This window comes from Streptomyces cyaneofuscatus (genome assembly GCF_000718135.1).
Classification (GTDB): Bacteria; Actinomycetota; Actinomycetes; order Streptomycetales; family Streptomycetaceae; genus Streptomyces; species Streptomyces cyaneofuscatus.
The window spans coordinates 83,826-109,421 of sequence record NZ_JOEM01000021.1; the positions used below are offsets into that span (position 1 = coordinate 83,826).

Here is a 25,596-nt window from a genome sequence, read left to right on the forward strand (position 1 = left end):
AGGGCGTGCGGAACGGCGGCGAGGATGGACCGCATGCGTACCATCGTGGTCCTCGACGCCCCCTCCAACCTGGGCCTGCGGCCCCCCGCCCCCGGCACCGTCCCCGGCTGCTACAAGCTGGCAGGAGCCCTGCGCGAGCAGCGGATCGTGCAGCGCATCGGCGCGCTGGAAGGCGGGGTCGTGGTCCCGCCCCGCTACGACCGAGGCGACTGGCAGGCGGGCGACGGGGTCTTCAACGCCGCCGCCATCGCCCGGTACACCCGCACCCTCGCCGACCGCATCGAAGGACACGTACGGGCGGGGGAGTTCGCCCTGGTCCTCGGCGGAGACTGCTCCATCCAGCTCGGCGCCGCCCTCGCCCTGCGCCGCCTCGGCCGGTACGGGCTCGCCGCAGTCGACGGGTCCGCCGACTTCCGGTACCTGGGCAACAGCGACCACGTCGGGGCCGCGGGCGGCGAGGAACTGGCCATCGCCACCGGGCGCGGCCAGGCGGACCTCAGCGACCTCGAAGGGCTCCGGCCCTACCTCAAGGACGAGGACGTCCGCCTCTTCGGCATGCGGGACGAGGACGAGGACCAGGCCGAACTGGCCGCGCTGAAGATCCCTCACGCGACCGTCGGCCAGATCCGCGAGTGGGGCGCCGCCGAGCTGGCCCGGGCCACCGTGGAGAGCCTGGAGACCCCCGCACTCGACGGCTACTGGGTCCACCTGGACGCCGACGTCCTCGACCCGAGCGTCATGCCCGCCGTCGACAGTCCCGACGACGGCGGGCTGCTGCCCGACGAACTCGCGCCGCTGCTGCGGACGTTGGTCTCATCGCCGCGCTGCGTCGGGCTCAACGTCACCATCTACGACCCCGACCTCGACCCCGACGGCACCGCGGGCGCCCTGCTCGCCGACCTGGTCGTCGGAGCGCTGGCCCCGGCCTGAAGCCCCGGCCTGAGGCCCCGGCCTGACGCACCGGCCTGAGGCGGTTGCCCCGGGCCGGTAGGTCAGACCGCCACGTTCCGGTCCACGTACTCGAAGACCGAGCCGTCCGGGTGCAGCGCGATCAGATTGCGGCCCGCCGGGGTCGGCACCGGCCCCGCCACGATCCGGGCGCCCGCCCGGGTCAGCGCCGCGTTCGCCTCGTCGACGTCCTTCACGGCGATGGTCGCACTCACCTTCCGCAGCACCTCCAGCTCCGACTCGGGCCCGCTCATCAGCAGGAAGCAGCCGATCGCGGCGACCGACACCCCGCCGCGCTCGAAGCGCTGGGCCGGGGTGCCGGTCAGCCCCTGGTAGAAGGCGACCGAGGACTCCAGGTCGTCGACGCAGATACGCAGCGTGGTTCCGAGGATCTCCATGCGTACGAGGGTAGTTGGCGCCCGCCGCGCGTGTGATCGATTCGGGTCCGATCCGGCCCGCCGCAGTCCGCCGGAATCCGGCTCACCCCCGGCAGAGCACCTCGCCGTGCGGCACCATGAACCAGCCGTCGGCCTCCTCGCCCCAGCCGCGCCACGTGGCCGCGATGGCCGTCAGCTGGTCGGTGCTCGCATGGCCGCCCCGGACCGCCAGTTCGGCGTAGACCGAGGCCGTCGTACGGTCCGCCCACAGCCCGCTCCACCAGGCGCGGGTCTCCGGGGTGGCGAAACACCAGGCGGCGGCGGTCGGGGTGATGTCGGTGAACCCGGCCTGCCGCGCCCAGGAGACCAGCATCCGCCCGGCGTCCGGCTCGCCGCCGTTGGCGCGGGCCACCCGGCGGTACACCTCCTGCCACTCCGCGAGCCCCGGTGTCTCGGGGTACCAGGCCATCGCCGCGTAGTCGCTGTCGCGCGCCGCGACCACCCCGCCGGGCCGGCAGACGCGCCGCATCTCGCGCAGCGCCTGGACCGGGTCGCCCACATGCTGGAGGACCTGGTGGGCATGGACGACGTCGAAGGAGTCGTCGGGGAAGTCCAGGGCGTGGACATCGGCAACCGCGAACTCCACGTTGTCCAGCCCGCGTTCGGCCGCCACCGCGGCCGCCTGCTCCAGGATGCCGGGGCCGGTGTCGACGGCGGTCACCCGCCCCGGCGCGACCAGCGCGGCCACGTCCGCGGTGATGGTGCCCGGACCGCATCCGACATCCAGGACCGCCATGCCGGGCCGGAGTTCACCGAGCAGGTAGCCCGCCGAGTTGGCTGCGGTCCGCCAGCGGTGCGAGCGCAGCACCGACTCATGGTGGCCGTGGGTGTATACGGCGGTCTCTTTCGGCATGACGGCGTCCTCTCTCGGTACGGCGGTTGCGCGCTGCGACCACCGTACGCCGCCATGTCGGATGCTGAGATGGGTGTCTTGAGATGCGGACAGGGGGTAGGAGCGGCGGGCGCGGTCGCTACACGGACATCGGGCAGTAGACCGTCAGTGCCTCCGGCAGCTTGTCGATCAGCAACTCGGTTCCGGAGTGGGCCACTTCACCGTCGTACGCGTACGGAGTCCCCGGCGCCAGCCCGGCGATCCGCACCCGGCGACGCCGCACCGCCGCGTGCGCGGGGGAGCGGGTCAGGGGTCCGGCCACCGCCGCCGCCAGCATCCGCAGACCCGGACCCCGGCCGCCGTGCACCACCCGCACGTCCAGCAGTCCGTCCGCCAGGTTGTGGCGCCGCCCGGGCGCCGGGCCGACCCGCTGGAAGAGGCCGTTGCCGACGAAGAGCAGCCACAACGGGCGCCTGCGGCCCTGGAGTTCGGCTTCCAGAGGGCGCTGGCCGCGCAGTACGTGGAGGGCGGCGAGCACCCCGGCCGGCCAGCCGCCGATCCGGGGCGACCAGTGCTCCCGGGTCCGTACGAGCTCCGGATAGGCGCCCATGCTGAAGGCGTTGAGGAAGTAGCCGTCCGCCCCCTCGGGCCCGTTCGGGCCGGGGCGGAACCTGCCCAGGTCGACCCGTATGGCATCGCCCGCCGTGAGCGCCGCCGCCGCTTCCTGGACCGTCTCGATGCCCAGGTCGTAGGCGAAGTGGTTGAGGGTCCCGCCAGGGAAGACGGCCAGCGGCATCCCGTGCGTCGCCGCGACGGAGGCCGCCAGGTTCACCGTGCCGTCGCCGCCGCAGACCCCCAGGGCCTGGCCCCGGCCCGCCGCCTTCTCCATGGCGCCGGACAGGTCGGCGGGCGCGCACTCGACGACCTCCGCCTGCGGCAGCGCCTCGCGCACCATCGCCGCGGTCGCCGTGGCCGTACCGGATGCCTGGTTCACCACCACCACGAGCCCTTTGCCGCCGGGCAGCGCGGGCGCCTCCCCGGGCGGGCGGCCGGGTGCCGGGAGCTGTCCCCGGGTGGGGACGACCCCGCGCAGGGCGAACGCGGCTCCTACGCCGAGGGCGGCCCCGGCCAGGACATCGCTCGGATAGTGGACCCCCGTGTAGACGCGTGAGGCGGCCACCGCCACCGCCACGGGAGCGACGACCGCGCCCCAGCCCTTCGACTCCAGGGCGACCCCGGTGGCGAAGGCCGCGGCGGAGGCCGCGTGGCCGGAGGGGAAGGACGTGGTGATCGGCTGCCGCTTCAGCTGCCGCATGACCGGCACCTGATCGAGTATCGGCCGCTGCCGCCGGACCGCGCCCTTGCCGACGGTGTTGATCGCCGCCGAGGCCACGGCCAGCGACGCGACCCCCCGCAGCGCGGCCCGGCGGGACCGGGCGCTGGTGCCGAGGGCCGCGATACCGACCGCCGTCCCGAACCAGAGCAGCCCGTGGTTGGCGCTCCGGCTCAGCTGGGGCAGCAGGGGGTCGGCGCCCGGCCAGTGCCGGCCCGCCACGCTGTGGAAGACGGCGAGATCCCGTCCTTGCAGCCAGTTCCGCATACGGCCGACGGCAGGGGAGGCGGATGATCTGTTCGGTGACGACATGGGCGACATGGCTCAGCGAATACCCGGCCTTTCGCCGATGAACCAGCAGGCGCGCTGAGAGCCTCACCACGCGGCGCCGGCCACCGGCACAACGGCCCAAGGCTCGCCCGGCTGCGCAATTGGACGGGCGGCCCGCCCCGAACCTCCGTATAAAGGGCCCAGAGAGTGCCCCGGAGCTGGAGAAAGCGGCGGTGGCACCGGAGTCGTAGGAGCAGCGGAGGAGGCCGGCATGCACGAGGACCACGGGCCCGTCCGCTACGGGCCGCCCGCCCCCGACCCCGGCCTCCCGGTCCTCCCCGAACTGGCCGCCGTCCTCGCCGCAGCGGCCGACCGCACCCGCCCCGAGCCGCCCGGCGGCGGCCGCACCCTGCGCGAGGCGGCCTGCGCCTACTGGGCCCGGCGCGGGCTGCACGGCGGGCCGGAGAACATCGTGGCCGCCCCCGGCGACCAGCCGCTCCTCCTCGCCCTGATCGCCGCTCACGGGGGCGACGTCCTCATGCCCCGCCCCAGCCCGGCCACCTGGATGCCGCAGGCCCGGCTGCTCGGCCGGCCCGCCTACCAGGTGCCGACGCCCGCCGAGTGCGGGGGAGTCCCCGACCCGTACGCCCTGCTGGAGACCGTGCGCCGGGTACGGGCCGAGGGCGGCCGGCCGAAACTGCTCGTGCTCTCCGTCGCCGACGACCCCACCGCCACCGTCGCCCCGCCCGAGCTGGTGCGGGAGGCCTGTGAGGCGGCGGTCGGCGAGGGCATGCACATCATCAGCGACGAGACCTGGCGCGACACCGTGCACCGGCCCCGCGACACCGTCCTGCTCAGCCCCGCCGAGATGTGCCCCGACGACGTCACCGTCATCAGCGACCTCTGCGGCGCCTTCACCCCCGCCGCCTGGCCGGTCGCCGTCGCCCGCTTCCCGGAGACCGCGCGAGGGGCCGTACGCCGGGCGCGCACGCTGGACATCCTGACCGCGCTGGGCGCCCTGGTCGCCGGCCCGCTCGCGCCCGCCGCCGCCCACGCCCTCGGTGAGCCGGAGGCCGTACGGGAGCGGATCCGGCAGGCCGCCGGGCTCCAGGCCCAGGTGGCCGCCGCCGCCCACCGGGCGGTCCTCTCCTCCGGCGCCCTGGCCCGGCCCCCGCAGGCGGGCCGCCACCTCTACGCCGACCTCGGCCCGCTCCGCTCCCGGCTGGCGGAGCTGGACGTCACGGACTCCATGGAGCTGGAGGAGTACCTCACCGACCGGCTCGGTGCCCCGACTCCGGGCGGCCACCGCTTCGGCGACGAGCTGGGAGCCCTGCGCGTACGGCTGGGAACCGGGCCGCTGCTGGGGGCGACGCCCGAGGAGCAGCGGGAGTCCCTCACGGCGGCGGAACCGCTGGCCCTGCCGCATGTGGAGCGGGCGCTGACCACGTTCGCGGCGGCCTTCGGCGAGCTGCGGTGAGGTGGGCCGCCGGGGCCGCAGACGTGCCCCTCAGCCCGTCGCGTCGCCCGTCCCGTGGCCGAACCGTGCGCGCAGCCTCCGCCACACCGCCGGAGCCCCGCTGATCACCACGGTCAGCGCCACCGCCGCCACCACGCCCTGCCACGGCTCCGGGAAGAGCGAACCGCCCAGGATCCCGATCAGCTGGTAGGTCGCCGCCCACGCCAGACACGCCGGCACATCGCCCCGGGCGAACGTCTTGAGCGGCATCTTCCCCAGCAGGCAGGCCAGCATCACCGGGATCCGCCCGGCCGGCACCAGCCGGGACAGGATCAGCACCGTCCCGCCGTGCTCCTCCAGCTTCTCCTGCGCCTGCGCGAGCCGCTCCGGCGCCGCCCGGCGGGTGAGCGCCTCCAGCCACTTCGACCCGTGCTCCGAGCGCACCCCCCGCTGCCCCAGCCAGTACAGGCAGACATCACCCAGGAACGCCGCCGCCGACGCCACCGCGAACACGAACAGCAGCGAGAACGGCGAGGACTGGTGGAACGCCACCACCGCCGCCGAACTCACCAGCGCCCCCGTAGGAATCACCGGCACCAACGACCCCAGCGCCACCAGGAGGAACAGCGTCGGATAGCCCACGGCCTGCTGGGTCGACTCGGTGGGCAGCGCCCCCACCACCGTTTCGAGCTCCGGGATCACCGGGCGGCCTCCGGCCGGACCCGCTCGCCGTGCGACAGCAGGTGCACCGCCACCTCGGGCGCCCGGATGCCCGCCTGCCGGACGAACTCGTCGCCCGGCCCGTGGAACTCGTGCGGCCGCACCCCGTCCAGCCCGATCGGCCAGTACGTGCCGAAGTGCACCGGCACCGCCGAGCGCGGCTCCAGCAGGGTCAGTGCCTCGGCGGCGCGGGACGGGTCGAGGTGGCCGTGCCCGAGGTACGGGCCCCAGCCGCCCACCGGCAGCAGCGCCACATCCACCGCGCCCACCGCCTCCGCCATCTCGTCGTAGAGCCCGGTGTCCCCGGCGAAGTACGTACGGGCCTCGCCCTCGACCACGTAACCGAGCGCGGGCACCTTGTGCGGCCCGACCGGCAGCCGCCGCCCGTCGTGGAGCGCCGGCACCGCCCGGACCCGCACCTCGCCGATCCGGACCGTCTCGCCCGCCCGCACCTCGGTGACGGTCAGCCGCCGCCTCCGGAGCAGCGTGCGCAGCCCGGGCACGGCCGCGACCGCGCCGCTCGGCACGACCAGCCGGGTGCCCTCGGCCAGCCGGGACAGCGACGGCAGATGCAGATGGTCGGAGTGCAGATGCGAGACCAGCACCACCTCGGCCAGCGCGGCCTGCGGCGGCGGCACCTCGCCCCGGCGGCGGCGCAGATGCGCGAAGCGCCGTACGAACAGGGGGTCGGTCAGCACCCGTACCCCGGAGTCCTCGATCGTGCAGGTGGCATGACCCCACCAGGTGACCTCCACCGGCACGTCCCGCCTCCTCGCTCGGCCGCCGCTCGGCCTCCGTGACCCGCTGCCCCGGAGCGGCCCGCCCACACCCGTACGGGCTGGGCGCCGCCGGTACGAGCCTATGCGCCCCGGGGCGCTCCCCACGACGGTCCCTGACCGGCCCGGACGCTGTGAAAGGCTGGGAGCGGGGCCCATGACGGACGGGGCCGCGGCACAGAAGGCGCGAGGTGGACCGGCGTGGACGAGCGGAGACGGCGTACGCCGGGGCGGCGTACGGCGCGATGGCGTACGGCGGGCGGCGCGCTGATGCGGGTCGTCGCGGTCTGGGCGGTCTCCACCCTCACCATGCTCGCGCTCGCCGGGATCCTGCCCGACTTCCAGCTCCAGTCCGACGACGGCGACACCATCACCCGTACCGCCTTCACGGCGGCCTGGGGCGCGGGCGCGTTCGGCCTGCTCTCCGCGCTGGTGTGGCCCGTCCTCGTCCGGGCCCTGCTCATCGTCCCCGCGCTCGTCATGGGCGCGCTGGTCTTCTTCCTCAACGGCTCGCTGCTGCTGATCGCGGTGCGCCTCATCCCGGACGGGCGCGGTGAGGCCGCCCCGGAGACCGCGGTCCTCGTCGCCGCCGTGATGTCCGCCGTCGCCTCCGCCACCTCCACCGCGCTCGCCGTCCGCGACGACGAGGCCTACCGCCGCAGGCTCTCCCGCCTCGCCGACCGGCGCCGCCGGCGCGGCTCCCCGGACATCGTGGGACCCGACCGCGACGCACCGCCCGGCACGCTCTTCCTCCAGCTCGACGGCGTCGGCCACGACGTCCTGGTGAAGGCGGCCGCCGACGGGCACATGCCGACCGTCGCCGGCTGGCTCGCCGACTCCTCCGGACACCGCCTCACCCCCTGGCGCACCGACTGGTCCAGCCAGACCGGCGCCAGCCAGCTCGCCATCCTGCACGGCTCCAACCACGACATCCCCGCCTTCCGCTGGTACGAGAAGGAGACCGGCACCGTCATGGTCTCCAGCCGCCCCGCCAGCGCCCTGGAGATGCAGCGCCGCGCCATCGCCCGCACCCGGGACGGCGGCCTGCTCACCATCGACGGCGCGAGCCGCGGCAACCTCTTCAGCGGCGGCGCCGGACAGCTCGCCCTGGTCCTGTCCATGGCCGCCCGGCGCGGCAAGGGCCGCCGCTCCCGCTCCGGGTACTTCGCCTACTTCTCCGACCCGGCCAACGCCGTCCGCACCGCCCTCTCGTTCGCCGCCGAGGTCGGCCGCGAGATCGGCCAGTCGACCCGGGCCCGCGCCCGCAAGGACACCCCCCGGGTCAAGCGCGGCGGCCTCTACCCCTTCATCCGGGCTTTCGCCACCGTCGTCGAGCGCGATGTCGTCGTCTCCGCCGTCCTCGGCGACATGTTCGCCGGACGCACCGCCGTCTACGCCGACCTGGTCGCCTACGACGAGGTCGCCCACCACTCCGGACCGCACAGCCGCGACGCCGAGAAGGTCCTCCAGCGCCTCGACCGCTCGCTCGCCCTCATCGCGAAGATCGCCGACCACACCCCGCGTACGTACCGGATCGTGCTCCTCTCCGACCACGGCCAGAGCCCCGGCGAGACGTTCGCCGGGAGGTACGGGCTGACGCTCAAGGACCTGGTCCGGGCGGGCTGCGGGCTCCCCGTGCCACGCCGGGCGCGCGGCACGCACAGCGCGTCCGAGGCACGCGACGCGGTCCGGATCGCCCTGCACCGCCCGCCCGTCGCGGTGGAACCGGAGGCGGAGCAGGCGGCCAAGCGCTCCGAACCGATCGTGCTGGCCTCCGGCAACCTCGGCCTGATCTCCTTCCCCGACCTGGAGGGGCGCGCCTCGCGCGAGCAGATCGACCGCCGCAACCCGGCGCTGCTCTCCACGCTCGCCAACCATCCCGGGATCGGCTTCCTCCTCGTCCGCAGCGAGGAGCACGGCTCGGTGGTGATGGGGCCGGGCGGGACCGAGGTCCCCGTCGCCGAACTGGCCGACGGCGAGGGCCCGCTCGCCGTCTTCGGCACCGGCGCGGCCGCCGCCGTACGGCGCACCGACACCTTCCCGCACGTCGCCGACATCATGGTCAACTCCATGTACGACCCCGAGACCGGCACCGTGCACGCCTTCGAGGAGCAGATCGGCTCGCACGGCGGTCTCGGCGGCGAGCAGTCCCGGCCGTTCCTGCTCTGGCCGCGCGGCATGACGGACCCGCTGGACATCGTGGCCGCCGAGGCGGCGGAGGGCGCGCCGGCACCGCCGGGCGGCGGGCTGGTGGGCGCCGAGACGGTGCACCGGGTGCTGAACCGCTGGCTGCTGGAGTTCTCCGGGCCCCAGGTGCCGGTGAGCACGGAGGGCTTCACGGGGGCCGTGCGGGCGGACGAGCCGTTCCCGGCGGAAGGCCCGGTGGAGGGGGTTGCCGACGGTCAGGGGCGGGCCGCTGTCCCGGCTCCGGACGCGCGGACCGCGCCGGTGCTCCGCGAGATCCCGCTGCCGGAGACCCCGGGCTGAGCGGGCGGCCCTGGGCCGGGCGGGCGCCCTCGGGGTCAGGCCGACTGCCGCCGTACCAGGGTGGGCGGGAAGACCATGGAGGGCGACGGGCCGCCCGGGCCGCCGATCTGCTTCAGCAGCAGCCGGGCCATCTCCGCCGCCATCTCCTCCACCGGCTGCCGCACGGTGGTGAGCGGCGGATCGCAGGCGGCCGCCGCGCTGCTGTCGTCGAAACCGACCACCGCCACATCGGACGGCACGTCACGCCCGGCCCGCTGCAACACCGGGAGCGCGCCCAGCGCCATCAGGTCCGAGGCGATGAACACCCCGTCCAGACCGGGCTGTTCCGCCAGCAGCCGACGCATCGCCGCCGCACCGCCCAGATGCGTGAAGTCCCCCTCGGCGCAGGCCACATCCTCGATGCCGTGCGCGGCGAGGGCAGCCAGGAACCCGGCCAGGCGCACCTGCCCCGCCGGCCTGTCCTGCGGACCGGAGATGGTCCCGATACGGCGCCGCCCCAGCGCGGCCAGATGGTCGGCCGCGAGCCGCGCCCCGGCCTGCTGGTCGACCTCCACATAGGCCAGCGACGACGGACCCGGGGGACGGCCGGCGAGAACGGCGGGCAGCCGGGTCTCCTGGAGCAGATGGGGCAGCGGGTCGTCCGCGTGCGAGGTGACCAGGACGACGCCGTCGACATGGCCGTGGCGCAGGTAGGAGAGCAGCTGGGTCCGGGACGCCGCGTCGTCCGCCAGCATCAGCACCATCTGGATGCCCGCCGGACGCAGCACTTCGAGGAGACCGCTGACGACCCGGCCGAAGTAGGGGTCGGAGAACATCCGGCCGGCGAACGGCTCGGAGTCCGGCCGCCGTTCCCGCTCCGAGATTACTAGGGCCACTGAGTCGGTGCGCCGGGTCACCAGCGAGCGCGCCGCCCGGTTGGGCACGTACCCGGTCGTCGCCACCGCCTCCTCGACCACGGTGCGCAGGGCGGGGTCCACCGTGGTGGCTCCGTTGATCACCCGCGACACGGTGGCCCGTGAGACACCGGCCACGGCCGCCACGTCCTCCAAGGTCGGGCGTACGGGCGGCTCCACTTCGGCTGTCATGCAGCCCTTTATACCCGCAGCCCAGGGCGCCGGTCAGCCGAGGGCCCGGGTAGCTCCCGGGAGCGCTTCCAGCTCGGTGAGCGCGGCCTCGCGCGCGGTGACGAGGGCGGCGGCCAGCCGCTTCGCGTCGGCTCTGGCACCCGCGGTGATCTCGGACCGGGACACCTGGGCGGAGTGGCGCAGATGGTCGCGGATCCGGGTCAGGAAGAGCCGGTCGAACGCCGCCCCCTCGGCCGCTTTCGCCGCCGCGAGGTCGCTCCCGGTCACCATGCCGGGCATGGCGTGGCCCGCGTGCACATCGGTACGGGGAAGCCCCATCCGGGTCAGCAGGGGCCGCAAGCGGCCGAGTTCGGCTTCCTGGTCACTGCGCAGCCGGGTCGCGAAAGCCCGCACCCGGGGTTCGGTGGCCCGGTCGGCGGCGAGGGTGAGCAGGGCCACCGCTTTCTCGTTCATCGGGGTCATCAACTGGACCCAGGCGGCGTCGGTGGGGGTGCCCGAGGCGGAGGGGGCGGGGGCGGGCGCGGAGTTCCGTACGGCGGAGGGGCGGGGCGCGGGCTCCGTCGCGGTGGAGCAGCCGGCCGATGCGGTGAGGGCGAGCAGGGCCGGCACGGCCAGCAGGGCCGACAGGGCCGGCGCGGCGGGGGACCTGGAGGGGGTGGAACGCGTCATGGGGTGTCCTGGACCGGGCGGAGGGCGCCGCCCCGGAGCCTGGGCCCCGGGGCGGACACCGGTGGTGGGGGGGTGACGTCGGATCAGGGGGTGCCGTCGAAGCCGCACTTCACGATGGCGTTGATGCAGTCACGTACGCGCTGCGCCAGCTCCTCCTCCGGCCATACGTTGAAGAAGTCGCCGTGCATCGTGTAGCCGGGGCCCGACGCCAGCCGGAAGCGGGCCGGGTCGCCGCTGACCGGATAGCGCAGCACCTGGCGGAGCTTGGGCACCGGCACCGGGTGGGTCGACGGGCAGGCGCCGGCCACCGGGTAGGACATGTGGCTCTTGTGGTCGGCGGAGTCGAGGTCCTTGCCGTTCCAGCACTGCGGGAAGTCCAGGTAGGACTCCAGCATCGTGCCGGCCGGACAGTTCACGAAGTCCTGCGAGGGGTTGACGTGACCGGCGTGCAGGCACGACCAGCGGGCGATGGTGTTGTCCTGCGGTCCGGTCGCCTTCGCGTTGCCCGCCACGATGCGCAGGCCCTTGGGGAAGGGCTGGATCTGCCGGATGACGTCGTCGCGGACGCCTTCTCCCAGGTAGTAGAAGGTGGTCCCGGTGGGCTCCACCTCCCGGTCGCCGTCGTACAGGGTGGGCACCCAGTACGAGGAGAGGTCGGTGTCGGGCGAGCAGGTGGTCCGTCCCTTCTCCAGCGACGCCAGGTCCGAGTTGCCGTTGGTGGTGTCGTTGCCGAAGAAGCTGTGCATGTGGGAGGCGCCGGGCAGACCCGGGAAGACGATCGGGTCGTCGGGGGCCCGGTGGGTGTAGGGGCACTCGGCCAGGAACTCGGCCACCCGCACCACATCGGCGGCGGCCCGGGGAGCGACCTCGGCTGCGGCGCGGTCGGCCGCGGCGTTGCCGACGTTGGCCTGGACGAGGGAGACGGCGAGGGCCGCGGCGGCCAGCCCGGCGACTCGGTAGTGCCAGGACCGGGGGGAGCGTTGGCGGCGGTGTTCGCTGCTGTTTCGGTTACGGAAGAGCACGGCACTCCTGTTCGGAAGTGGGGGGAGATTCCTTGATCATGAGCTAGGGAGCGCTCTCTCGTGGGGGAACGTAAGAGTGCCACCTGTGCATGTCAAGAGATCGCACAAGCACTGCAACAAGCGCTGATACGAGGCTACTTGAAGGCTTCTGGGCGGGAGAGCGCTCTCCCTCGGATCCCTCGGAACCTGCCGCTCGCGCTGTCACGGGGAGGCGCTACCAAGGGCGTTGTCAGTGGTGGGCGGCAGGATGGTCACCATGACGAACTCAGCCGCTGTGCTCGCCGACGCCGCCGCCTACGCCGCCGCGGTCGAAGAGGCCTCCCAGGCCGCCGCCGCGTACTACGCCACGGGTGAGAGCACGCTCGACGACGACGCGTACGACCGGCTGGCACGGGGGATCGCCGCGTACGAGGCGGATCATCCCGACGAGATACACGAGTCATCACCGACCGGGAAGGTGGCGGGCGGAGCCGCCGTCGGGGACGTTCCGCACACGGTGCCGATGCTCTCGCTGGACAACGTGTTCTCCGCCGAGCAGTTCGCCACCTGGACCGCCTCGCTGGCGCGGCGGATCGGCAGACCGGTCGCCGCCTGGAGCGTGGAGCCGAAGCTCGACGGCCTCGCGGTCGCCGCCCGCTACCGGGAGGGCCGCCTGGAGCGGCTGATCACCCGGGGCGACGGCGCGGCGGGCGAGGACGTCTCGCACGCGGCCCCCGCGGTCGTCGGACTGCCCGAGCGGCTGGCCGCCCCGGTCACCATCGAGGTGCGCGGCGAGATACTCATGACGAACGAGCAGTTCGACCAGGGCAACGCGACCCGCACGGAGCACGGCGGCGCTCCCTTCGCCAACCCGCGCAACGGGGCGGCGGGCACCCTGCGCGCCAAGGACCGGGCGTACCGCGTGGAGACGACCTTCTTCGCCTACGGAGCCCTGCCGCTCGCCGGCTCCGGGGAGCTCGCCGAGGCCCTCACCGAGCTGCCCCACAGCGAGCTCCTCGCGTACGTCGCCGGGCTCGGCGTGCACACGGCCGCGGCCACGGAGGTGGCGCCGGTCCGGGTGACCACCGTGGAGGAGGTGCAGGCGCGCGTGGCCGAGATAGCCGCCCTGCGCGCCGAGTTGCCGTTCGGCATCGACGGCATCGTGATCAAGGCGGACCTCGCGGCCGACCGGCGTGAGGCCGGTTCCGGCAGCCGGGCGCCGCGCTGGGCCATCGCCCACAAGCTCCCCGCCGTCGAGAAGATCACCCGCCTGCTCTCCGTCGAGTGGAACGTGGGGCGCACCGGGATCATCGCGCCGCGCGCCGTCCTGGAGCCCGTCGAGATCGACGGATCCACCGTCGGCTACGCCACCCTGCACAACCCGGCCGACATCACCCGCCGCGATCTGCGCCTGGGCGACCGGGTCATGGTCTACAAGGCGGGCGACATCATCCCGCGCATCGAGGCCCCCGTGGCCCACCTGCGCACCGGCGAGGAGACGCCGATCGAGTTCCCGGCGAGCTGCCCGCAGTGCGGTTCCGAGATCGACACGAGCGAGCAGCGCTGGCGCTGCACCCGCGGCCGCAACTGCCGCCTGGTCGCCTCCGTGTCGTACGCCGCCGGCCGCGACCAGCTCGACATCGAGGGACTCGGAACCACCCGGGTCGTCCAGCTCGTCGACGCCGGCCTCGTCACGGACTTCGCCGACCTGTTCACCCTGGAGCGGGAGCAGCTGCTCGCCCTGGACCGGATGGGCGAGACCTCCACCGACAATCTCCTCGCCGCCATCGGGACCGCCCGCTCGCGCCCGCTGTCCCGGGTCTTCTGCGCCCTGGGTGTACGGGGAACGGGGCGCTCCATGTCCCGCAGGATCGCGCGGTACTTCGCGACCATGGACCACATCGTCGCCGCCGACACCGAGTCGCTCCAGCGCGTCGACGGCATCGGCAAGGAGAAGGCCGCGGCGGTCGTCGCCGAGCTGGTGGAGCTGGCCCCGCTGATCGAGAAGCTCGTCCGGGCCGGGGTGACGATGACGGAGCCGGGGGCCACCCCGCCGCCCGAGCCCGGTACGGAGGAGGAGGGCGGCGGCGGGACCGGAGCTGAGCTGCCGCTGGCGGGGATGAAGGTGGTGGTCACGGGGGCCATGACCGGGGCGCTGGAGAAGCTGTCGCGCAATCAGATGAACGAGCTGATCGAGCGGGCGGGCGGGAAGTCCTCCTCCAGCGTCTCCGCGCGCACCAGCCTGCTGGTCGCGGGGGAGAAGGCCGGATCGAAGCGGACCAAGGCGGAGGAGCTGGGCATCAGGATCGCGGCGCCGGAGGAGTTCGCGGAGCTGATCTCCGGCTTCCTGACGGGGGAGACGGGAGCGGTTCCGGAGGCCGGCGCGGCTGTGGAGATCGTTGCGGTGACCGGTGTGGAGACGGCGGCCGTGGCTGTCCTGGCGGGGGAGGGGAAGCCGACGGCGGCCGGGCCCCAAGCGGAAGTCGCTGACGCCGTGGAGGCGGTGGAGGCGGTGGAGGTCGCGGAGGTGGTCGAGGCCGTCAAGGTCTGAGTCCGGTCGGGGTGCCTTGAATCGGGGTGCCTTTGAATCGGTAGAGAAGTGGCTTTCCCTCACCCGGTATTGCATAGTGAGGGCTTGGTCAAGCCTCGCTATCAGCGGGCCGATGGGTGCGTGGACGGCTGTGGACGGCCGACCGGGGGTGAGGGGCGATGCGTTCTCCGTACGACGGACAGCGACGCGGTCGTTCCGTCCCGCCTCCGGGCCGTTCCGGCGAAGAGCGCGGGCCGCTCGGCGAGGTCCCCCGCCCCTTCGGCGAGGGTGCCGGACCGCTTCGTGACGGAAGCGGGGCCGAGGGGACCGGGACCGGGCGTGGGCCCGGGGCGCTCCGGGTGCGCCACGGATACCGCCGGCTCGGCGGCAGGACCGTGGCCGCCCGGGGACTCGCCCTGGACCTCGGCAGCTCCCGCACCCGGGCCTGGGTGCCCGGCCACGGCCTGGTCACCGACCCGTTCCTCGGCGGCGGCAACCTCCTCGACGGCCCCGGCCTCGCCCTCGACGGGGGCGCCGAGCGGCCCGTCCGGCGCGGACGCATCGTCGACCCCGAGTCCTGCGGGCGGCTCCTCGGCCGCATCGCCGACGCCGCCCTCGGCCCCGACCGCACGGACAGCGTCATCGTCCTCAGCCACCCCGTCCTCGCCGGCGCCGTCCACCGCAACGCCGCGCGGGAGCTCCTCGCCGGTCTCGGACCGACGCGCGTCCTCGTCCTCAGCAGCGCCCGGGCCGCCGCCGCGTACGCCGGACCGCGCGACGCAGGCCCGCTGCTCGTCGTCGACATGGGCGCCGAGCTCACCGAGGTCACCCTCCTCGTCGGCGGCCGGATCGCCGACGCCCGGCAGGCCGAGACCGGGCTCAGCGACCTGGACCCGGCGACGCTGCCCGTCACCCTGGTCGGTACGGTCCTCGACATGGTGAAGTCCATGTGGCGGCAGGACCGGCACGGCGCGATCCGCGGCGCCCTGCGCAAGGGCCCGGTGCTCGCCGGCGGTGGTGCGCTGCGGCCCGACGTCACCGACCGCCTCGCCCGGTGCCTCGGCACGCCCGTGCGGCTGGCCGAGGACCCTTCGACCACCGTCGTCCGCGGCGCCGGACAGATCCTCAGCTCCGTGCTCCGCCACGGGGCGTCCGCCTCCGCCCTGCCCGGCCGAGCCAGGTGACCCCGCACCCGGGGCCGCCCCGGGGGAACGCGCCCACGGTGCGGCCGGGAGCGGTTCGGCCGGCACCGGCGCACCGGACCCGGAGCGTGCTGGCCGCGCTGGTGCTCGCCGTTCTCACCCTGGTCGGCGGCGCCCCCGCCGGGGCCGCGCTGCCCGCCGGTGCCCTCAACAGCCTCGCGTCCACCGTCGCGTACACGCCGAAGGCCCCGGCGCCCGCCCCGCAGACCGACCGCACCGCCCACCCCGGCGGCCCCCACCACGACCTGCGGCGCACCCGCACGGCTCCCAGCCCCGCCGGTCCCGGGGCCGGTGGCCGCAACGCCCGCGACCAGCGGGCCGGCACCGGCCACCCCCACCACGTCCGCACCAGCCCCGCCCGGCCGCACGCCCAGAGCCTCCACGAGCGGTCACCGGCCGCCGATCCGACCCACCAGACCCCGCGCGCGGGCATCAGCCGCGCCCACCTCACCGGCCACGCGCCCCCGCCGTCCTACGAGGGGCTGCTGCCCTGCCCGCCCGGCCCGGTCGTGGAGCGCGGCCAGGCCGAGCGGGGCACCACGGCCTCCTTCGCCACGCCCTCCGGACGCCGGGGCGCGCTGCCCGGCGTCCGCGGTCCTCCGGACAGGAGCGCCGGTCACCCGACCGGCCACCGGCCCTGCTCTGCCGATCCGGCGTCACGTCCTCACTGAGGTGAGGGCGGCCGACGCCCCACCGGAGGAATTCCATGACTCGCGCCACCACGGTGCGAGCGGTTCTGGCTGCCGCCGTGCTGCTCGTCTCCGTCTTCATCACGCTGACCATGTCACCCAGACTCGGCCTCGACCTCCAGGGCGGCACCCGTATGGTGCTCCAGGCCAAGGACTCCGCCACCGTCGAGGCGGACCGGGAGACCACCGACCGCACCCTGGAGGTCCTGCGCCAGCGCATCGACTCCCTCGGGGTCGCCGAACCCGTCCTCACCCGCTCCGGCGAGGACCGCATCATCGTCGAACTGCCCGATGTCCAGGACCCGCGCCAGGCGGCCGCCGTCATCGGCCGCACGGCCCAGCTCAGCTTCCACGAGGTCCTCGGCGCCGCGCCCCCCGGCACGGATACCGCCCCCGAGACGGGGGAGAAGCGGCTGATCCTTCCCGACGAGCAGGGGACGCGGCTCGACCTCGGCCCCTCCCGCCTCTCCGGCGCGGGCGTCAAGGACGCCACCGCCTTCTTCGAGGCGCAGCAGGCGGCCGGTTGGACCGTGAAGCTGGACTTCCACAAGGACGCCGGCAAGGACTGGACGAAGCTGACCGGTGAGGCGGCCTGCCACCCCGCCGGGGACGAGCGGCGGCGCGTCGCCATCGTCCTGGACGAGAAGGTCATCTCCTCGCCCCAGGTCGACCCCTCGGTCGGCTGCCAGGCCGGACTGCCCTCCGGCGGTACCCAGATCACCGGTTCCTTCACCGCGAAGGAGGCCCGTGACCTGGCCCTGCTCATCAAGGGCGGCGCCCTGCCCGTCCCCGTCGAGATCGTCGAGCAGCGGACCGTCGGCCCGACGCTCGGTGCCGCCGCGATCGACGCCAGCGCCCAGGCGGCCCTGATCGGCGCCGCCGCCACCGCGCTCTTCATCACCTTCGTCTACCGCCTCTTCGGCGCCCTGGCCGCCGTCGCCCTCGCCGCGTACGGCGTGATCTCGTACGCCGCACTCGTCGGCCTCGGCGTCACCCTCACGCTCCCGGGACTCGCCGGGTTCGTCCTGGCGATCGGGATGGCGGTCGACGCGAACGTCCTGGTCTTCGAACGGGCCAGAGAGGAGTGCCAGGACCGGCCGACGCGCTCTCTCCGCTCGGTGCTGACCACCGGGTTCCAGAAGGCGTTCAGCGCCGTCGCCGACTCGAACATCACCACGCTCCTCGCGGCCGGGCTGCTCTTCTTCCTGGGCTCGGGCCCGGTCAAGGGCTTCGGCGTCACCCTCGCCATCGGGGTCGTCGCCTCGATGTTCTCCGCGCTGGTCATCGCCCGCGCGCTCACCGAGATCGCGGCGGGCTCCCGCTTCGTCAGCGACTACCGGGGCGTCAACGGCATCGCGCGCCCCGGCAGCGTACGGACCTGGCTGACCCGCAAGGACCCCCAGCTGTTCCGCAAGCCGGTCCAGTGGCTCGTCATCTCCACCGTCCTGGTCGCCGTCGCCGTCGCGGGGATCGTGGTGCGCGGGGTCGACCTCGGGGTGGAGTTCACCGGGGGACGGCTGGTCGAGTACTCCACCAGCCGGCCCGTCGACGTCGAGACCGCCCGCTCCACGCTCGCCGACGCCGGGTTCGGTGACGCCGAGATCACCACGGCGGGCGACGGCGACATCTCCGTACGCACCGGAAAGCTCGACAACGACGGGGAGCACGCCCTGCGGACCGCCCTGGCCACCGAGGGCGGCGAGACCACGAAGGTACGGGACGAGCTGATCGGCCCGAGCCTCGGCGACGAACTGCGACGCAACGCGCTGATCGCTCTGGGCGTCGCCGTCCTCGTGCAACTGGCCTATCTGGCGGTCCGGTTCCGCTGGACGTTCGCCGTGGGGTCGGTGATCGCCATGGTGCACGACGTGATCATCGTGGTGGGCGCCTTCGCCTGGCTCGGGCGGCCCGTGGACGGCATCTTCCTGGCCGCCCTGCTGACCGTCATCGGTTACTCGGTCAACGACTCGGTGGTGGTCTTCGACCGGGTACGGGAGCTGTGGGCCGGGAACCGGAAGACACCCCTGGCCACCATCGCCCGCCGGGCGGTGCTCCAGACCGTCCCCCGTACGGTGAACACCGGGATGGGCGCCCTGTTCATCCTGGTCGCCCTCGCGGTCCTGGGCGGCGACTCGCTGACCGACTTCGCGCTCGCCCTGCTCATCGGCATCGTCGTGGGCACCTGGTCGTCGGTGTTCACGGCCGTACCGGGCGCCCTGGTCCTGGAACGCACCACCACCGCACCCCCGCCCGTACCGGGCAAGAGCTCCCGGCGCGCCCGCGCACCCCGGCGCGACCTGCTCGACAACGGGGCCCGCGTCTGACCCCGTCCGCCCCTTGCCCCGGAGACCGGGGCAAGGGGCGGACGGTCAGTGCGGACGGTTACGGTTACGGAAGGCGCTCGCGCAGATAGGCCGCGGTCTCCCGGTCGGCGGGCAGGAACGTCTCGATGGCCAGCTCCGCCACGGTCACGTCCATCGGCGTGTTGAACGTCGCGATCGAGGCGATGAACGAGAGCACCTGGCCCCCGTGCTCGATCACCAGAGGCAGCGCGAACGACGGCGTACGCTCCCGGGCCCGGTCACCGGCGCCCCTGCCGCCGGCACCCCGGTCCGCCTGGTCCGCCCGGTCCGGTACGGGATAGGCCGCCACCTCCTCGTACAGCGTCCGCAGCTCCGGCGACCGTACGAGCGCGATCTGGCGCTCCATCTGCGCCAGCAGATCCGCCCGCCACTCCGCCAGGTTCCAGATGCGCGGCGCGAGCCCCGCCGGATGGAGCGTGATCCGCATGGCGTTGAGCGGCGGGGTGAGGAGTTCCTCGGCGACCCCCTCCATGAGCAGGGCGATGCCCCGGTTGACCGCCACCACGTCGTAACGGCCGTCGACGACGAGCGCCGGATACGGCTCGTACCCCGCGAGCAGCCGGTCCAGGCCGTCGCGCACCGAGGCCATCGCGGGGTCGTCGAGCGGGGTCTGCGCGTAGCGGGGCGCGTAACCGGCCATCACCAGCAGGGCGTTGCGTTCCCGGACGGGGATGTCCAGCTGCTCGGCCAGGCGCAGGACCATGTCCTCGCTGGGGCGCGAGCGGCCGGTCTCGATGAAGGAGATGTGACGGGCCGAGGAGTCGGCGCGCAGCGCCAGATCCAGCTGGCTGATCCGCCGCCGCTCCCGCCAGTCGCGCAGCAGTGGCCCCACCCCCGTGTCGGGGAAGACAGTCGTCATGGGAAGACCGTAACGTCGAGTGTCCGGTCGCACGCCGACATCCGAGACCCACGGGAGCCGTTCCATGTCCGCCGAACCGCTGTCGAAGACCGAGACCGAACACCGGCTGGAGTCCCTGCCCGGCTGGGCGCTGGAAGGGGACCGGATCACCCGGACCTACCGGCTGCCGTCGCACTTCGCCGCCGCCGCGCTGACCGTGCACATCGCGCAGATCCAGGAAGAGCTGAACCACCACTCCGATCTGACGCTCGGCTACAACACCGTGGCCCTGTCCGTCCATACGCACGACGCGGGCGGCAAGGTCACGGAGAAGGACCTGGAGCTGGCCACCCGGGTCACGGCCGCCGCACCGGGCCACGGCGCGGAGTAGCGGGTACGGCTGTACGACGGGGGGCGTCGAGAGGTGGCTCACCGGCCCCCGGCGCTCAGCTCACCAGCCCGAACCGCGGATTCCCGGCGAGCCACCGGGCGTAGACGGGGCTGCGTGACACGGCCTCCGCGTACGCCGCGCGGGTCTGCCCGGCCACCGCCACCGCCGCGGCGTCCGCCGCGGGGGAGTGCGGGTGCCAGCCCAGCAGGTGCCGCCAGCTGAGCGGCGCACCGGCGAGCGGCCGGGTCACCACGCCGGGGACCGGCGGGAACGTCGCCCGGCACAGCCCGATCGCCCGACCGACCTGCACCAGATGGACGACGGATGAGGTGTCCGTCTCGTACACCGACACCGGGGTGAAACCGGCGCGCGCGCAGGCCGTGGCGAAACAGTCGGCGAAACAGCCGTCCCCCGGAACGTCGGCCCAGCACTGGTCCGCCAGCGAGGCGAGGTCCAGCTCCTCCTCGTCGGCCAGCGGGTGGTCCTCGGGCAGCATCACGAAGACCGGGTCCACCCCCACCACCTCCCAGACCAGCCGCTCGGCCAGCGGCGGCGGGCTCTCGCCGCACGTGCCGATCAGCGCGAAGTCCAGGCGCCCGTCGATCGTCAGGGCGGCGATCTCGTCCACGGACCACGCGGTGTACGTGGAGACCGGGGCAGCCGGGTGCGCCGTGGCGATCCGGTCGACCAGACCGCCGAGCAGCGGGCCGTGCGTCCCGCCGAGCCGGAACCGCTCCAGCGGCCCGGTGGCGTTGGCGAACCGCACCGCCTCCGCCTGGAGTTCGCTCACCGCGGGCAGCACGACCCGGGCCCGCTCCAGCACCAGCTCGCCGAGCGGAGTGGCGCGGGCACCTGTGTGGTCACGCTCGAAGAGCGTGCCGCCCAGGGCCTTCTCGATCCGCCGCAGCTGGGCGCTGAGAGCGGGCTGGGCGAGGCCCAGCGTGGCGGCGGCCTTGGTGAGGCTGCCGGTGTCGGCGATGGCACGGACGGTTCTCAGATGGCGCAACTCCAGCTCCATAAAGGCAAGTTATGGCCCCCGGCCCGCCCGGGCAATACGTCGGTCACTCTTCGGTTCAGGCGATGTTTCCGGGCTGTACCTCCGGCGCGCGCGGCGCCGGAGGATCCCGCTCCAGTTCAGCCGGGCCGGCTTCCGGCCTCAGCCGGTTCAGGTTCCGGCCTCAGCCGTGCCAGGCGCCGCCCCGGGCCGTCTCGCGGGTGAAGGCGGTGAACTCCTTCGCCTCCCGGCCCAGCACCCGCTTCACATCGTCCGTGGTGGCGGAGTTGTGGCCGTCGAGCAGCGTCGCGAACAGCTCGGCCAGGAACCCCGCCTCGGGCCCGGACACCCCGAACCCCTCCAGCACCTCCGCGTACGCCGGAGCGCTCACGGGCACGTACCGCACCGGCCGCCCCGCCGCCCGGCCGAGCTCCTCCGCCGCCTCCTCGAACGTCAGGCTCCGGGGGCCCGTCAGCTCGTACACCGCGCCCGCGTGCCCGTCCCCGGTCAGCGCCGCCACCACCACATCGGCCAGGTCGTCGATGTCCAGGAAGGGCTCCGCCGTCGACCCGGCCGGGAAGACCAGCTCACCGCCGAGAACGCTGTCCAACAGGGCTCCCTCGCTGAAGTTCTGCGCGAAGAACGCCGACCGTACGACGGTGAGTTCGACCTCCCCGCACGCACCGCGCAGCGCCTCCTCGGCCACGGCCGCCTGCGGTTCGCCGCGCCCCGACAGCAGCACCACCCGGCGGAGCCCGCTCGCCGCCGCGACCCGCCCGAACGCCGCCATCGCCCCCGCGGCGCCGGGCACCGCCAGATCCGGGTAGTAGGCCACATAGGCGGCCTCCGTACCGTCCAGCGCGGCCGCCCACCCCGACTCGTCCTGCCAGTCGAACGGCACCTCGCCGGCCCGTGACCCGGCCCGCACCGGCACCCCCAGCGCCGTCAGCCGCTCCGCGACCCGGCGGCCGGTCTTCCCGGTGCCACTCGTCACCAGAACCGTGCCCATGACGCGCGTTCCTTTCCGCGCGGCGGAGTCGGCCGCGCCCTGCTTCGTATACGTCTTCTTCGTCTCGTCCGCCGTGTTCTTCGTCATGGCTCCAGGCTCCCGGGACCCGGTCGCGGGGAACATCGTCGAGAAGCTCAGCTCCCTCCGCCTGCGTCTACGCTGTCGGGCATGGACGCTCTCGCCGGACTCCTGGACGGGCCGCGGGCGCGGGGCGCCTTCCTCCTGCGCATGGTGATGGAGCCGCCCTGGGCGGTACGGGTCGCCGACCGCGCCCCGGTCTGCCTGATGTCGGTCACCCGGGGCGCGGCCTGGATCGTCCCGCCGGAGGGAGCCGAGCCGGTCCGCCTGGTGCCCGGCGGCATCGCGGTGGTCCGCGGCCCCCACCCGTACACCGTCGCCGACGCCCCCGGTACCGACCCGGGCGCCCTGGTCGGCCCCGGCGGCCTCTGCACCACCCTCCACGGGCAGCCGCTCTCCCAGGAGATGGTGCTGGGGGTACGGACCTGGGGCAACGCCGCCCACGGCGCCACGGCGGTCCTCGTCGGCACCTACCTGATGGACGGCGAGATCAGCCGCCGGCTGCTCGACGCCCTGCCCCCGCTGCTCCGGCTCCCCGCCGACGCCCGGACCGGGCCGCTGCTGCGGCTGCTCGACGCGGAGATCGCCCAGGACGAGCCGGGGCAGCACGTCGTCCTGGACCGGCTGCTCGACCTGCTGCTCATCGCCGTGCTGCGCGGCTGGTTCTCCCGGCCGGGAGCCGAGGCCCCCGCCTGGTACCGGGCCATGAGCGACCCCGTCGTCGGGCCGGCGCTCCGGTTCCTCCAGGACGACCCGGCGCACCCCTGGACCGTCGCCTCGCTCGCCGCCCGCGCCGGGGTGTCGCGGGCCGGGCTCGCCCGCCGCTTCACCGGACTCGTCGGCGAGCCCCCGATGGCGTACCTCACCGGCTGGCGGCTCGCGCTCGCCGCCGACCTGCTCCGGGAGAGCGACGCCACGGTGGAGGCGGTGGGCCGGAAGGTCGGCTACAGCGCCCCTTTCGCGTTCAGCACGGCGTTCAAGCGCGTCCGGGGAGTGAGCCCGCAGGAGTACCGCGGCAACTTGCCGGAGCGGCAACAGAACTTGCCCGAACGCTGACCTCCGGTGAGGGTGGCGCCATGAGCAGCCACGCCGGACACGGCCACCACGACGCGCACAACCACGCCCACACCCACCGCCACGGACCGGGCGCCGCAGGCGCGGGCACGGAGTTCGACTGGGACGTCATGGGCCCGATGCTGGAGCAGGAGGCCGAACTCAACAGCGGCCCGTACGAGGAGGCGGCCCGCTGGATCGCCGCCCTGCCGACCGCGCCGAAGGTGCGCCGGGTACTGGACATCGGCAGCGGCCCCGGCGTCGTCACCTGTCTGCTGGCCGAGGTCTTCCCCGAGGCGGAGGTCGTCGCCGTCGACCCCACGCCCGCCCTCCTGGAGCGGACGGAAGCCCGCGCCCGGCGCCTCGGCCTGAGCGACCGCGTAAGGACCCTGGAAGCCGGACTCCCGCAGGACGCAGACCGGTTGGGTGAGGCCGATCTCATCTGGGCCGGCAACTCCCTGCACCACATGGGCGACCAGCGCGCCGCCCTCGCCGGCTTCGCCGGTCTCCTGCGCCCCGGCGGGACCGTGGCGCTCCTGGAGGGCGGGCTCCCCACCCGGCGGCTGCCCCGGGACCTCGGCATCGGACGGCCCGGGCTCGAGGCCCGGATGGACGCGGCCTCCGCCGCCCGGTTCGACCGGATGCGGACCGAACTCCCGGACTCCAAGCGGGAGGCGGAGGACTGGAGCGCCCTGATCACGGCGGTCGGACTGACCCCGCAGGGCACGCGCAGCTTCCTGCTGGACCTGCCCGCCCCGCTCTCCGCGCCCGCCCGCGAGCATGTGATCACCAAGCTGACCCGGGAGTACGAGGTCTTCGGCGAACTGCTCGACGCCGAGGACCGCGCCGTACTGGAACGGCTGCTGGACCCCGAGGACCCGGCCGGGGTCCACCACCGGTCCGACGTCTACCTGCTCACCGCCCGCACGGTCCATCTCGGCCGCCGCGACTGACGCGCCCCCCGGTCGCCGTCAGGACGGCGACACCGGCTCCAACTGCCACCACTGGAAGGGGGAGTCGGTGTCCTCCCACTGCTGGACCGTCCCGCCCTCCTCGGTCGAACGGTCGGCGACCTCCATGGCGAGTCCGCTGATGAAGCTCACCAGCGTCACCGTCCCCGGCGCCTCCAGATGCTGCTCGATCAGCCACTCCTGGGCGCCGAAGTTGTTCGCCTTCCACTGCTGGATGCGGACACCGTTCTCCGTGTGGGCGTTCGCCACGTCCAGCCGCTTCCCGCTGTGCGCGTTGACCAGGTGGTAGAGGGCCGCGCCCTCGTGCACCGGGGACAGCTGCCACTGCTGGGCGGCCGTCCCGTCGTCGTTGCCCTGCTGCACCCGGGCGCCACTGCCCTTGGCCGCGCCGTACACCTCCAGCACCAGGCCGCTGCCCACATTGCGCAGGCGGTACGTGCCCGCCTCGACGACGGGCGCCGGATCGCTGCTCATCTTGCTCTCTCCCCCGGAACGTATGGCTGTCGAACGACCGACGGCGCCCCCACCGATGTGACGGTGGGGGCGCCGGACGAACCTGACGCTCAGGCGCCGAGGTTGAACTCCGCCGGGTCCGGACCGAGCCGCTTGCCCTCGTCCAGCGCCGCGAAGGCGGCGAGGTCGTCGGCGTCCAGCTCGAAGCCGAAGACATCGAGGTTCTCCTCGATCCGCGACGGGGTCACGGACTTCGGGATCACGATGTTGCCGGTCTGCAGGTGCCAGCGCAGGACGGCCTGGGCGGGGGTGCGGCCGTGCTTCTGGGCGATGGCCACGACCGTGGGCACCTCCAGGAGGCCCTTGCCCTGGCCCAGCGGCGACCAGGCCTCGGTGGCGATGCCGTGCTCGGCGTGGAAGGCGCGGGCCTCGGCCTGCTGGAGCTGGGGGTGCAGCTCGATCTGGTTGAGGACGGGGACCACGGAGGTCTCGGCCAGCAGCCGCTTCAGGTGCTCGGGGTGGAAGTTCGACACACCGATCGCCTTGGCGCGGCCGTCGGCGTAGATCTTCTCGAACGCCCGGTAGGTGTCGGTGTACGCGTCCTTGGCCGGGACCGGCCAGTGGATGAGATACAGGTCGACGTAGTCCAGGCCGAGCTTGTCCAGCGAGGCGTCGAAGGCGCGCAGGGTGCTGTCGTACCCCTGCTCGCTGTTCCACAGCTTCGTGGTGACGAAGAGCTCGTCACGGGGGACACCGGAGGCGGCGATGGCCCGGCCGGTGCCCTTCTCGTTCTTGTAGATCGCGGCGGTGTCGATGGACCGGTACCCGGACTCGATGGCCTTCGCGACCGCCTTCGCCGCCTCGTCGTCCGGCACCTGCCAGACACCGAAACCGAGCTGCGGCATTTCGAGGCCGTTGTTGAGGGTGATGGAGGGGACCTGGCTCACGAGCGGTCGATCCTTACGTTGTCGGTTGGTACTCCCGAGGACAACGAACGGGCACGCCCAGGCA

23 protein-coding genes are annotated in these 25,596 nt (G+C 74.0%); 10 read left to right on the plus strand and 13 right to left on the minus strand.

What is annotated here, in order from left to right; translation table 11 throughout:
* Positions 1-33 precede the first annotated feature (33 nt).
* The gene (locus IF17_RS0129130) at positions 34-930 is read left to right on the plus strand and encodes an arginase family protein (protein ID WP_030572111.1); all 897 of its coding nucleotides are present in this window, start codon (positions 34-36) and stop codon (positions 928-930) included.
* A 62-nt stretch (positions 931-992) separates the two neighbouring features.
* Here IF17_RS0129130 and IF17_RS0129135 read toward each other — a convergent pair whose 3' ends face one another.
* From IF17_RS0129135 to IF17_RS0129145, 3 genes are all read right to left on the minus strand, one after another.
* Positions 993-1,346: a VOC family protein gene (locus IF17_RS0129135; RefSeq protein ID WP_030572114.1), complete on the minus strand. Its 354-nt coding sequence runs from the start codon at positions 1,344-1,346 to the stop codon at positions 993-995.
* Positions 1,347-1,428: 82 nt separating this feature from the next.
* Positions 1,429-2,238, minus strand: coding sequence for a class I SAM-dependent methyltransferase (locus tag IF17_RS0129140; protein WP_030572116.1), 810 nt, complete (start codon positions 2,236-2,238; stop codon positions 1,429-1,431).
* Between the two features lie 118 nt (positions 2,239-2,356).
* Complete coding sequence (locus IF17_RS0129145; protein ID WP_106980244.1) at positions 2,357-3,862, minus strand: bifunctional phosphatase PAP2/diacylglycerol kinase family protein; 1,506 nt, start codon at positions 3,860-3,862, stop codon at positions 2,357-2,359.
* Between the two features lie 229 nt (positions 3,863-4,091).
* Here IF17_RS0129145 and IF17_RS0129150 point away from each other — a divergent pair, with 229 nt between their 5' ends.
* Complete coding sequence (locus IF17_RS0129150; protein ID WP_030572122.1) at positions 4,092-5,297, plus strand: aminotransferase class I/II-fold pyridoxal phosphate-dependent enzyme; 1,206 nt, start codon at positions 4,092-4,094, stop codon at positions 5,295-5,297.
* Between the two features lie 30 nt (positions 5,298-5,327).
* Here the strand turns inward: IF17_RS0129150 and IF17_RS0129155 are convergent, their stop codons facing one another.
* A complete protein-coding gene (locus tag IF17_RS0129155) occupies positions 5,328-5,978 on the minus strand; it encodes a DedA family protein (protein ID WP_030572126.1) in 651 nt (216 codons plus the stop codon).
* A complete protein-coding gene (locus IF17_RS0129160) occupies positions 5,975-6,757 on the minus strand; it encodes an MBL fold metallo-hydrolase (protein ID WP_030572129.1) in 783 nt (260 codons plus the stop codon). Before IF17_RS0129160 ends, IF17_RS0129155 begins: the two co-directional genes overlap by 4 nt.
* Before the next feature lie 285 nt (positions 6,758-7,042).
* Between IF17_RS0129160 and IF17_RS0129165 the strand changes: the two genes are divergently transcribed.
* Positions 7,043-9,259: a phage holin family protein gene (locus IF17_RS0129165; protein ID WP_032772769.1), complete on the plus strand. Its 2,217-nt coding sequence runs from the start codon at positions 7,043-7,045 to the stop codon at positions 9,257-9,259.
* A 35-nt stretch (positions 9,260-9,294) separates the two neighbouring features.
* Here IF17_RS0129165 and IF17_RS0129170 read toward each other — a convergent pair whose 3' ends face one another.
* The 3 genes from IF17_RS0129170 to IF17_RS0129180 form a co-directional block, all read right to left on the minus strand.
* Positions 9,295-10,344: a LacI family DNA-binding transcriptional regulator gene (locus IF17_RS0129170; RefSeq protein WP_030572135.1), complete on the minus strand. Its 1,050-nt coding sequence runs from the start codon at positions 10,342-10,344 to the stop codon at positions 9,295-9,297.
* A 33-nt stretch (positions 10,345-10,377) separates the two neighbouring features.
* A complete protein-coding gene (locus IF17_RS0129175) occupies positions 10,378-11,013 on the minus strand; it encodes a DUF305 domain-containing protein (RefSeq protein WP_030572138.1) in 636 nt (211 codons plus the stop codon).
* Between the two features lie 83 nt (positions 11,014-11,096).
* The gene (locus IF17_RS0129180) at positions 11,097-12,035 is read right to left on the minus strand and encodes a DUF1996 domain-containing protein (RefSeq protein WP_030572141.1); all 939 of its coding nucleotides are present in this window, start codon (positions 12,033-12,035) and stop codon (positions 11,097-11,099) included.
* A gap of 256 nt (positions 12,036-12,291) precedes the next feature.
* On the opposite strand from IF17_RS0129180, the gene ligA reads away from it, so the two are divergent.
* From ligA to secD, 4 genes are all read left to right on the plus strand, one after another.
* The gene (gene ligA, locus IF17_RS0129185; RefSeq protein ID WP_032772772.1) at positions 12,292-14,565 is read left to right on the plus strand and encodes an NAD-dependent DNA ligase LigA; all 2,274 of its coding nucleotides are present in this window, start codon (positions 12,292-12,294) and stop codon (positions 14,563-14,565) included.
* A gap of 428 nt (positions 14,566-14,993) precedes the next feature.
* Positions 14,994-15,728, plus strand: a complete 735-nt coding sequence (locus IF17_RS0129190) for a rod shape-determining protein (RefSeq protein WP_076966807.1) — start codon at positions 14,994-14,996, stop codon at positions 15,726-15,728.
* 86 nt (positions 15,729-15,814) lie between these two features.
* Positions 15,815-16,417, plus strand: coding sequence for a hypothetical protein (locus tag IF17_RS0129195; protein ID WP_030572150.1), 603 nt, complete (start codon positions 15,815-15,817; stop codon positions 16,415-16,417).
* A 35-nt stretch (positions 16,418-16,452) separates the two neighbouring features.
* Complete coding sequence (gene secD / locus IF17_RS0129200; protein ID WP_030572153.1) at positions 16,453-18,759, plus strand: protein translocase subunit SecD; 2,307 nt, start codon at positions 16,453-16,455, stop codon at positions 18,757-18,759.
* Between the two features lie 64 nt (positions 18,760-18,823).
* Here the strand turns inward: secD and IF17_RS0129205 are convergent, their stop codons facing one another.
* The gene (locus IF17_RS0129205; RefSeq protein ID WP_030572156.1) at positions 18,824-19,657 is read right to left on the minus strand and encodes a helix-turn-helix domain-containing protein; all 834 of its coding nucleotides are present in this window, start codon (positions 19,655-19,657) and stop codon (positions 18,824-18,826) included.
* 64 nt (positions 19,658-19,721) lie between these two features.
* On the opposite strand from IF17_RS0129205, the gene IF17_RS0129210 reads away from it, so the two are divergent.
* Positions 19,722-20,027 carry a 4a-hydroxytetrahydrobiopterin dehydratase gene (locus IF17_RS0129210; protein WP_030572159.1) on the plus strand — a complete coding sequence of 102 codons (306 nt, stop codon included), beginning with the start codon at positions 19,722-19,724 and terminating at the stop codon, positions 20,025-20,027.
* A gap of 55 nt (positions 20,028-20,082) precedes the next feature.
* Here the strand turns inward: IF17_RS0129210 and IF17_RS0129215 are convergent, their stop codons facing one another.
* A complete protein-coding gene (locus IF17_RS0129215) occupies positions 20,083-21,045 on the minus strand; it encodes a LysR family transcriptional regulator (protein ID WP_030572161.1) in 963 nt (320 codons plus the stop codon).
* Positions 21,046-21,205: 160 nt separating this feature from the next.
* Positions 21,206-22,117 carry a Rossmann-fold NAD(P)-binding domain-containing protein gene (locus tag IF17_RS0129220; RefSeq protein ID WP_030572164.1) on the minus strand — a complete coding sequence of 304 codons (912 nt, stop codon included), beginning with the start codon at positions 22,115-22,117 and terminating at the stop codon, positions 21,206-21,208.
* A gap of 81 nt (positions 22,118-22,198) precedes the next feature.
* Between IF17_RS0129220 and IF17_RS0129225 the strand changes: the two genes are divergently transcribed.
* Both IF17_RS0129225 and IF17_RS0129230 read left to right on the plus strand, forming a co-directional pair.
* Positions 22,199-23,164, plus strand: a complete 966-nt coding sequence (locus tag IF17_RS0129225; protein ID WP_030572167.1) for an AraC family transcriptional regulator — start codon at positions 22,199-22,201, stop codon at positions 23,162-23,164.
* Positions 23,165-23,184: 20 nt separating this feature from the next.
* The gene (locus IF17_RS0129230) at positions 23,185-24,114 is read left to right on the plus strand and encodes a class I SAM-dependent methyltransferase (RefSeq protein WP_030572170.1); all 930 of its coding nucleotides are present in this window, start codon (positions 23,185-23,187) and stop codon (positions 24,112-24,114) included.
* Positions 24,115-24,132: 18 nt separating this feature from the next.
* Here IF17_RS0129230 and IF17_RS0129235 read toward each other — a convergent pair whose 3' ends face one another.
* On the minus strand, positions 24,133-24,606 hold the full coding sequence (locus IF17_RS0129235) for an RICIN domain-containing protein (protein ID WP_030572173.1): 474 nt from the start codon (positions 24,604-24,606) through the stop codon (positions 24,133-24,135).
* 89 nt (positions 24,607-24,695) lie between these two features.
* Positions 24,696-25,532: an aldo/keto reductase gene (locus IF17_RS0129240; RefSeq protein WP_030572176.1), complete on the minus strand. Its 837-nt coding sequence runs from the start codon at positions 25,530-25,532 to the stop codon at positions 24,696-24,698.
* Positions 25,533-25,596: the final 64 nt, after the last annotated feature.

Coding starts and splice junctions, on each gene's coding strand:
- IF17_RS0129130 (WP_030572111.1), top strand. CDS start 34: ATGCGTACCATCGTGGTCCTCGACGCCCCCTCCAACCTGGGCCTGCGG.
- IF17_RS0129135 (WP_030572114.1), bottom strand. CDS start 1,346: ATGGAGATCCTCGGAACCACGCTGCGTATCTGCGTCGACGACCTGGAG.
- IF17_RS0129140 (WP_030572116.1), bottom strand. CDS start 2,238: ATGCCGAAAGAGACCGCCGTATACACCCACGGCCACCATGAGTCGGTG.
- IF17_RS0129145 (WP_106980244.1), bottom strand. CDS start 3,862: ATGTCGTCACCGAACAGATCATCCGCCTCCCCTGCCGTCGGCCGTATG.
- IF17_RS0129150 (WP_030572122.1), top strand. CDS start 4,092: ATGCACGAGGACCACGGGCCCGTCCGCTACGGGCCGCCCGCCCCCGAC.
- IF17_RS0129165 (WP_032772769.1), top strand. CDS start 7,043: ATGCGGGTCGTCGCGGTCTGGGCGGTCTCCACCCTCACCATGCTCGCG.
- IF17_RS0129170 (WP_030572135.1), bottom strand. CDS start 10,344: ATGACAGCCGAAGTGGAGCCGCCCGTACGCCCGACCTTGGAGGACGTG.
- IF17_RS0129175 (WP_030572138.1), bottom strand. CDS start 11,013: ATGACGCGTTCCACCCCCTCCAGGTCCCCCGCCGCGCCGGCCCTGTCG.
- ligA (WP_032772772.1), top strand. CDS start 12,292: ATGACGAACTCAGCCGCTGTGCTCGCCGACGCCGCCGCCTACGCCGCC.
- secD (WP_030572153.1), top strand. CDS start 16,453: ATGACTCGCGCCACCACGGTGCGAGCGGTTCTGGCTGCCGCCGTGCTG.
- IF17_RS0129205 (WP_030572156.1), bottom strand. CDS start 19,657: ATGACGACTGTCTTCCCCGACACGGGGGTGGGGCCACTGCTGCGCGAC.
- IF17_RS0129210 (WP_030572159.1), top strand. CDS start 19,722: ATGTCCGCCGAACCGCTGTCGAAGACCGAGACCGAACACCGGCTGGAG.
- IF17_RS0129215 (WP_030572161.1), bottom strand. CDS start 21,045: ATGGAGCTGGAGTTGCGCCATCTGAGAACCGTCCGTGCCATCGCCGAC.
- IF17_RS0129220 (WP_030572164.1), bottom strand. CDS start 22,117: ATGACGAAGAACACGGCGGACGAGACGAAGAAGACGTATACGAAGCAG.
- IF17_RS0129225 (WP_030572167.1), top strand. CDS start 22,199: ATGGACGCTCTCGCCGGACTCCTGGACGGGCCGCGGGCGCGGGGCGCC.
- IF17_RS0129230 (WP_030572170.1), top strand. CDS start 23,185: ATGAGCAGCCACGCCGGACACGGCCACCACGACGCGCACAACCACGCC.
- IF17_RS0129235 (WP_030572173.1), bottom strand. CDS start 24,606: ATGAGCAGCGATCCGGCGCCCGTCGTCGAGGCGGGCACGTACCGCCTG.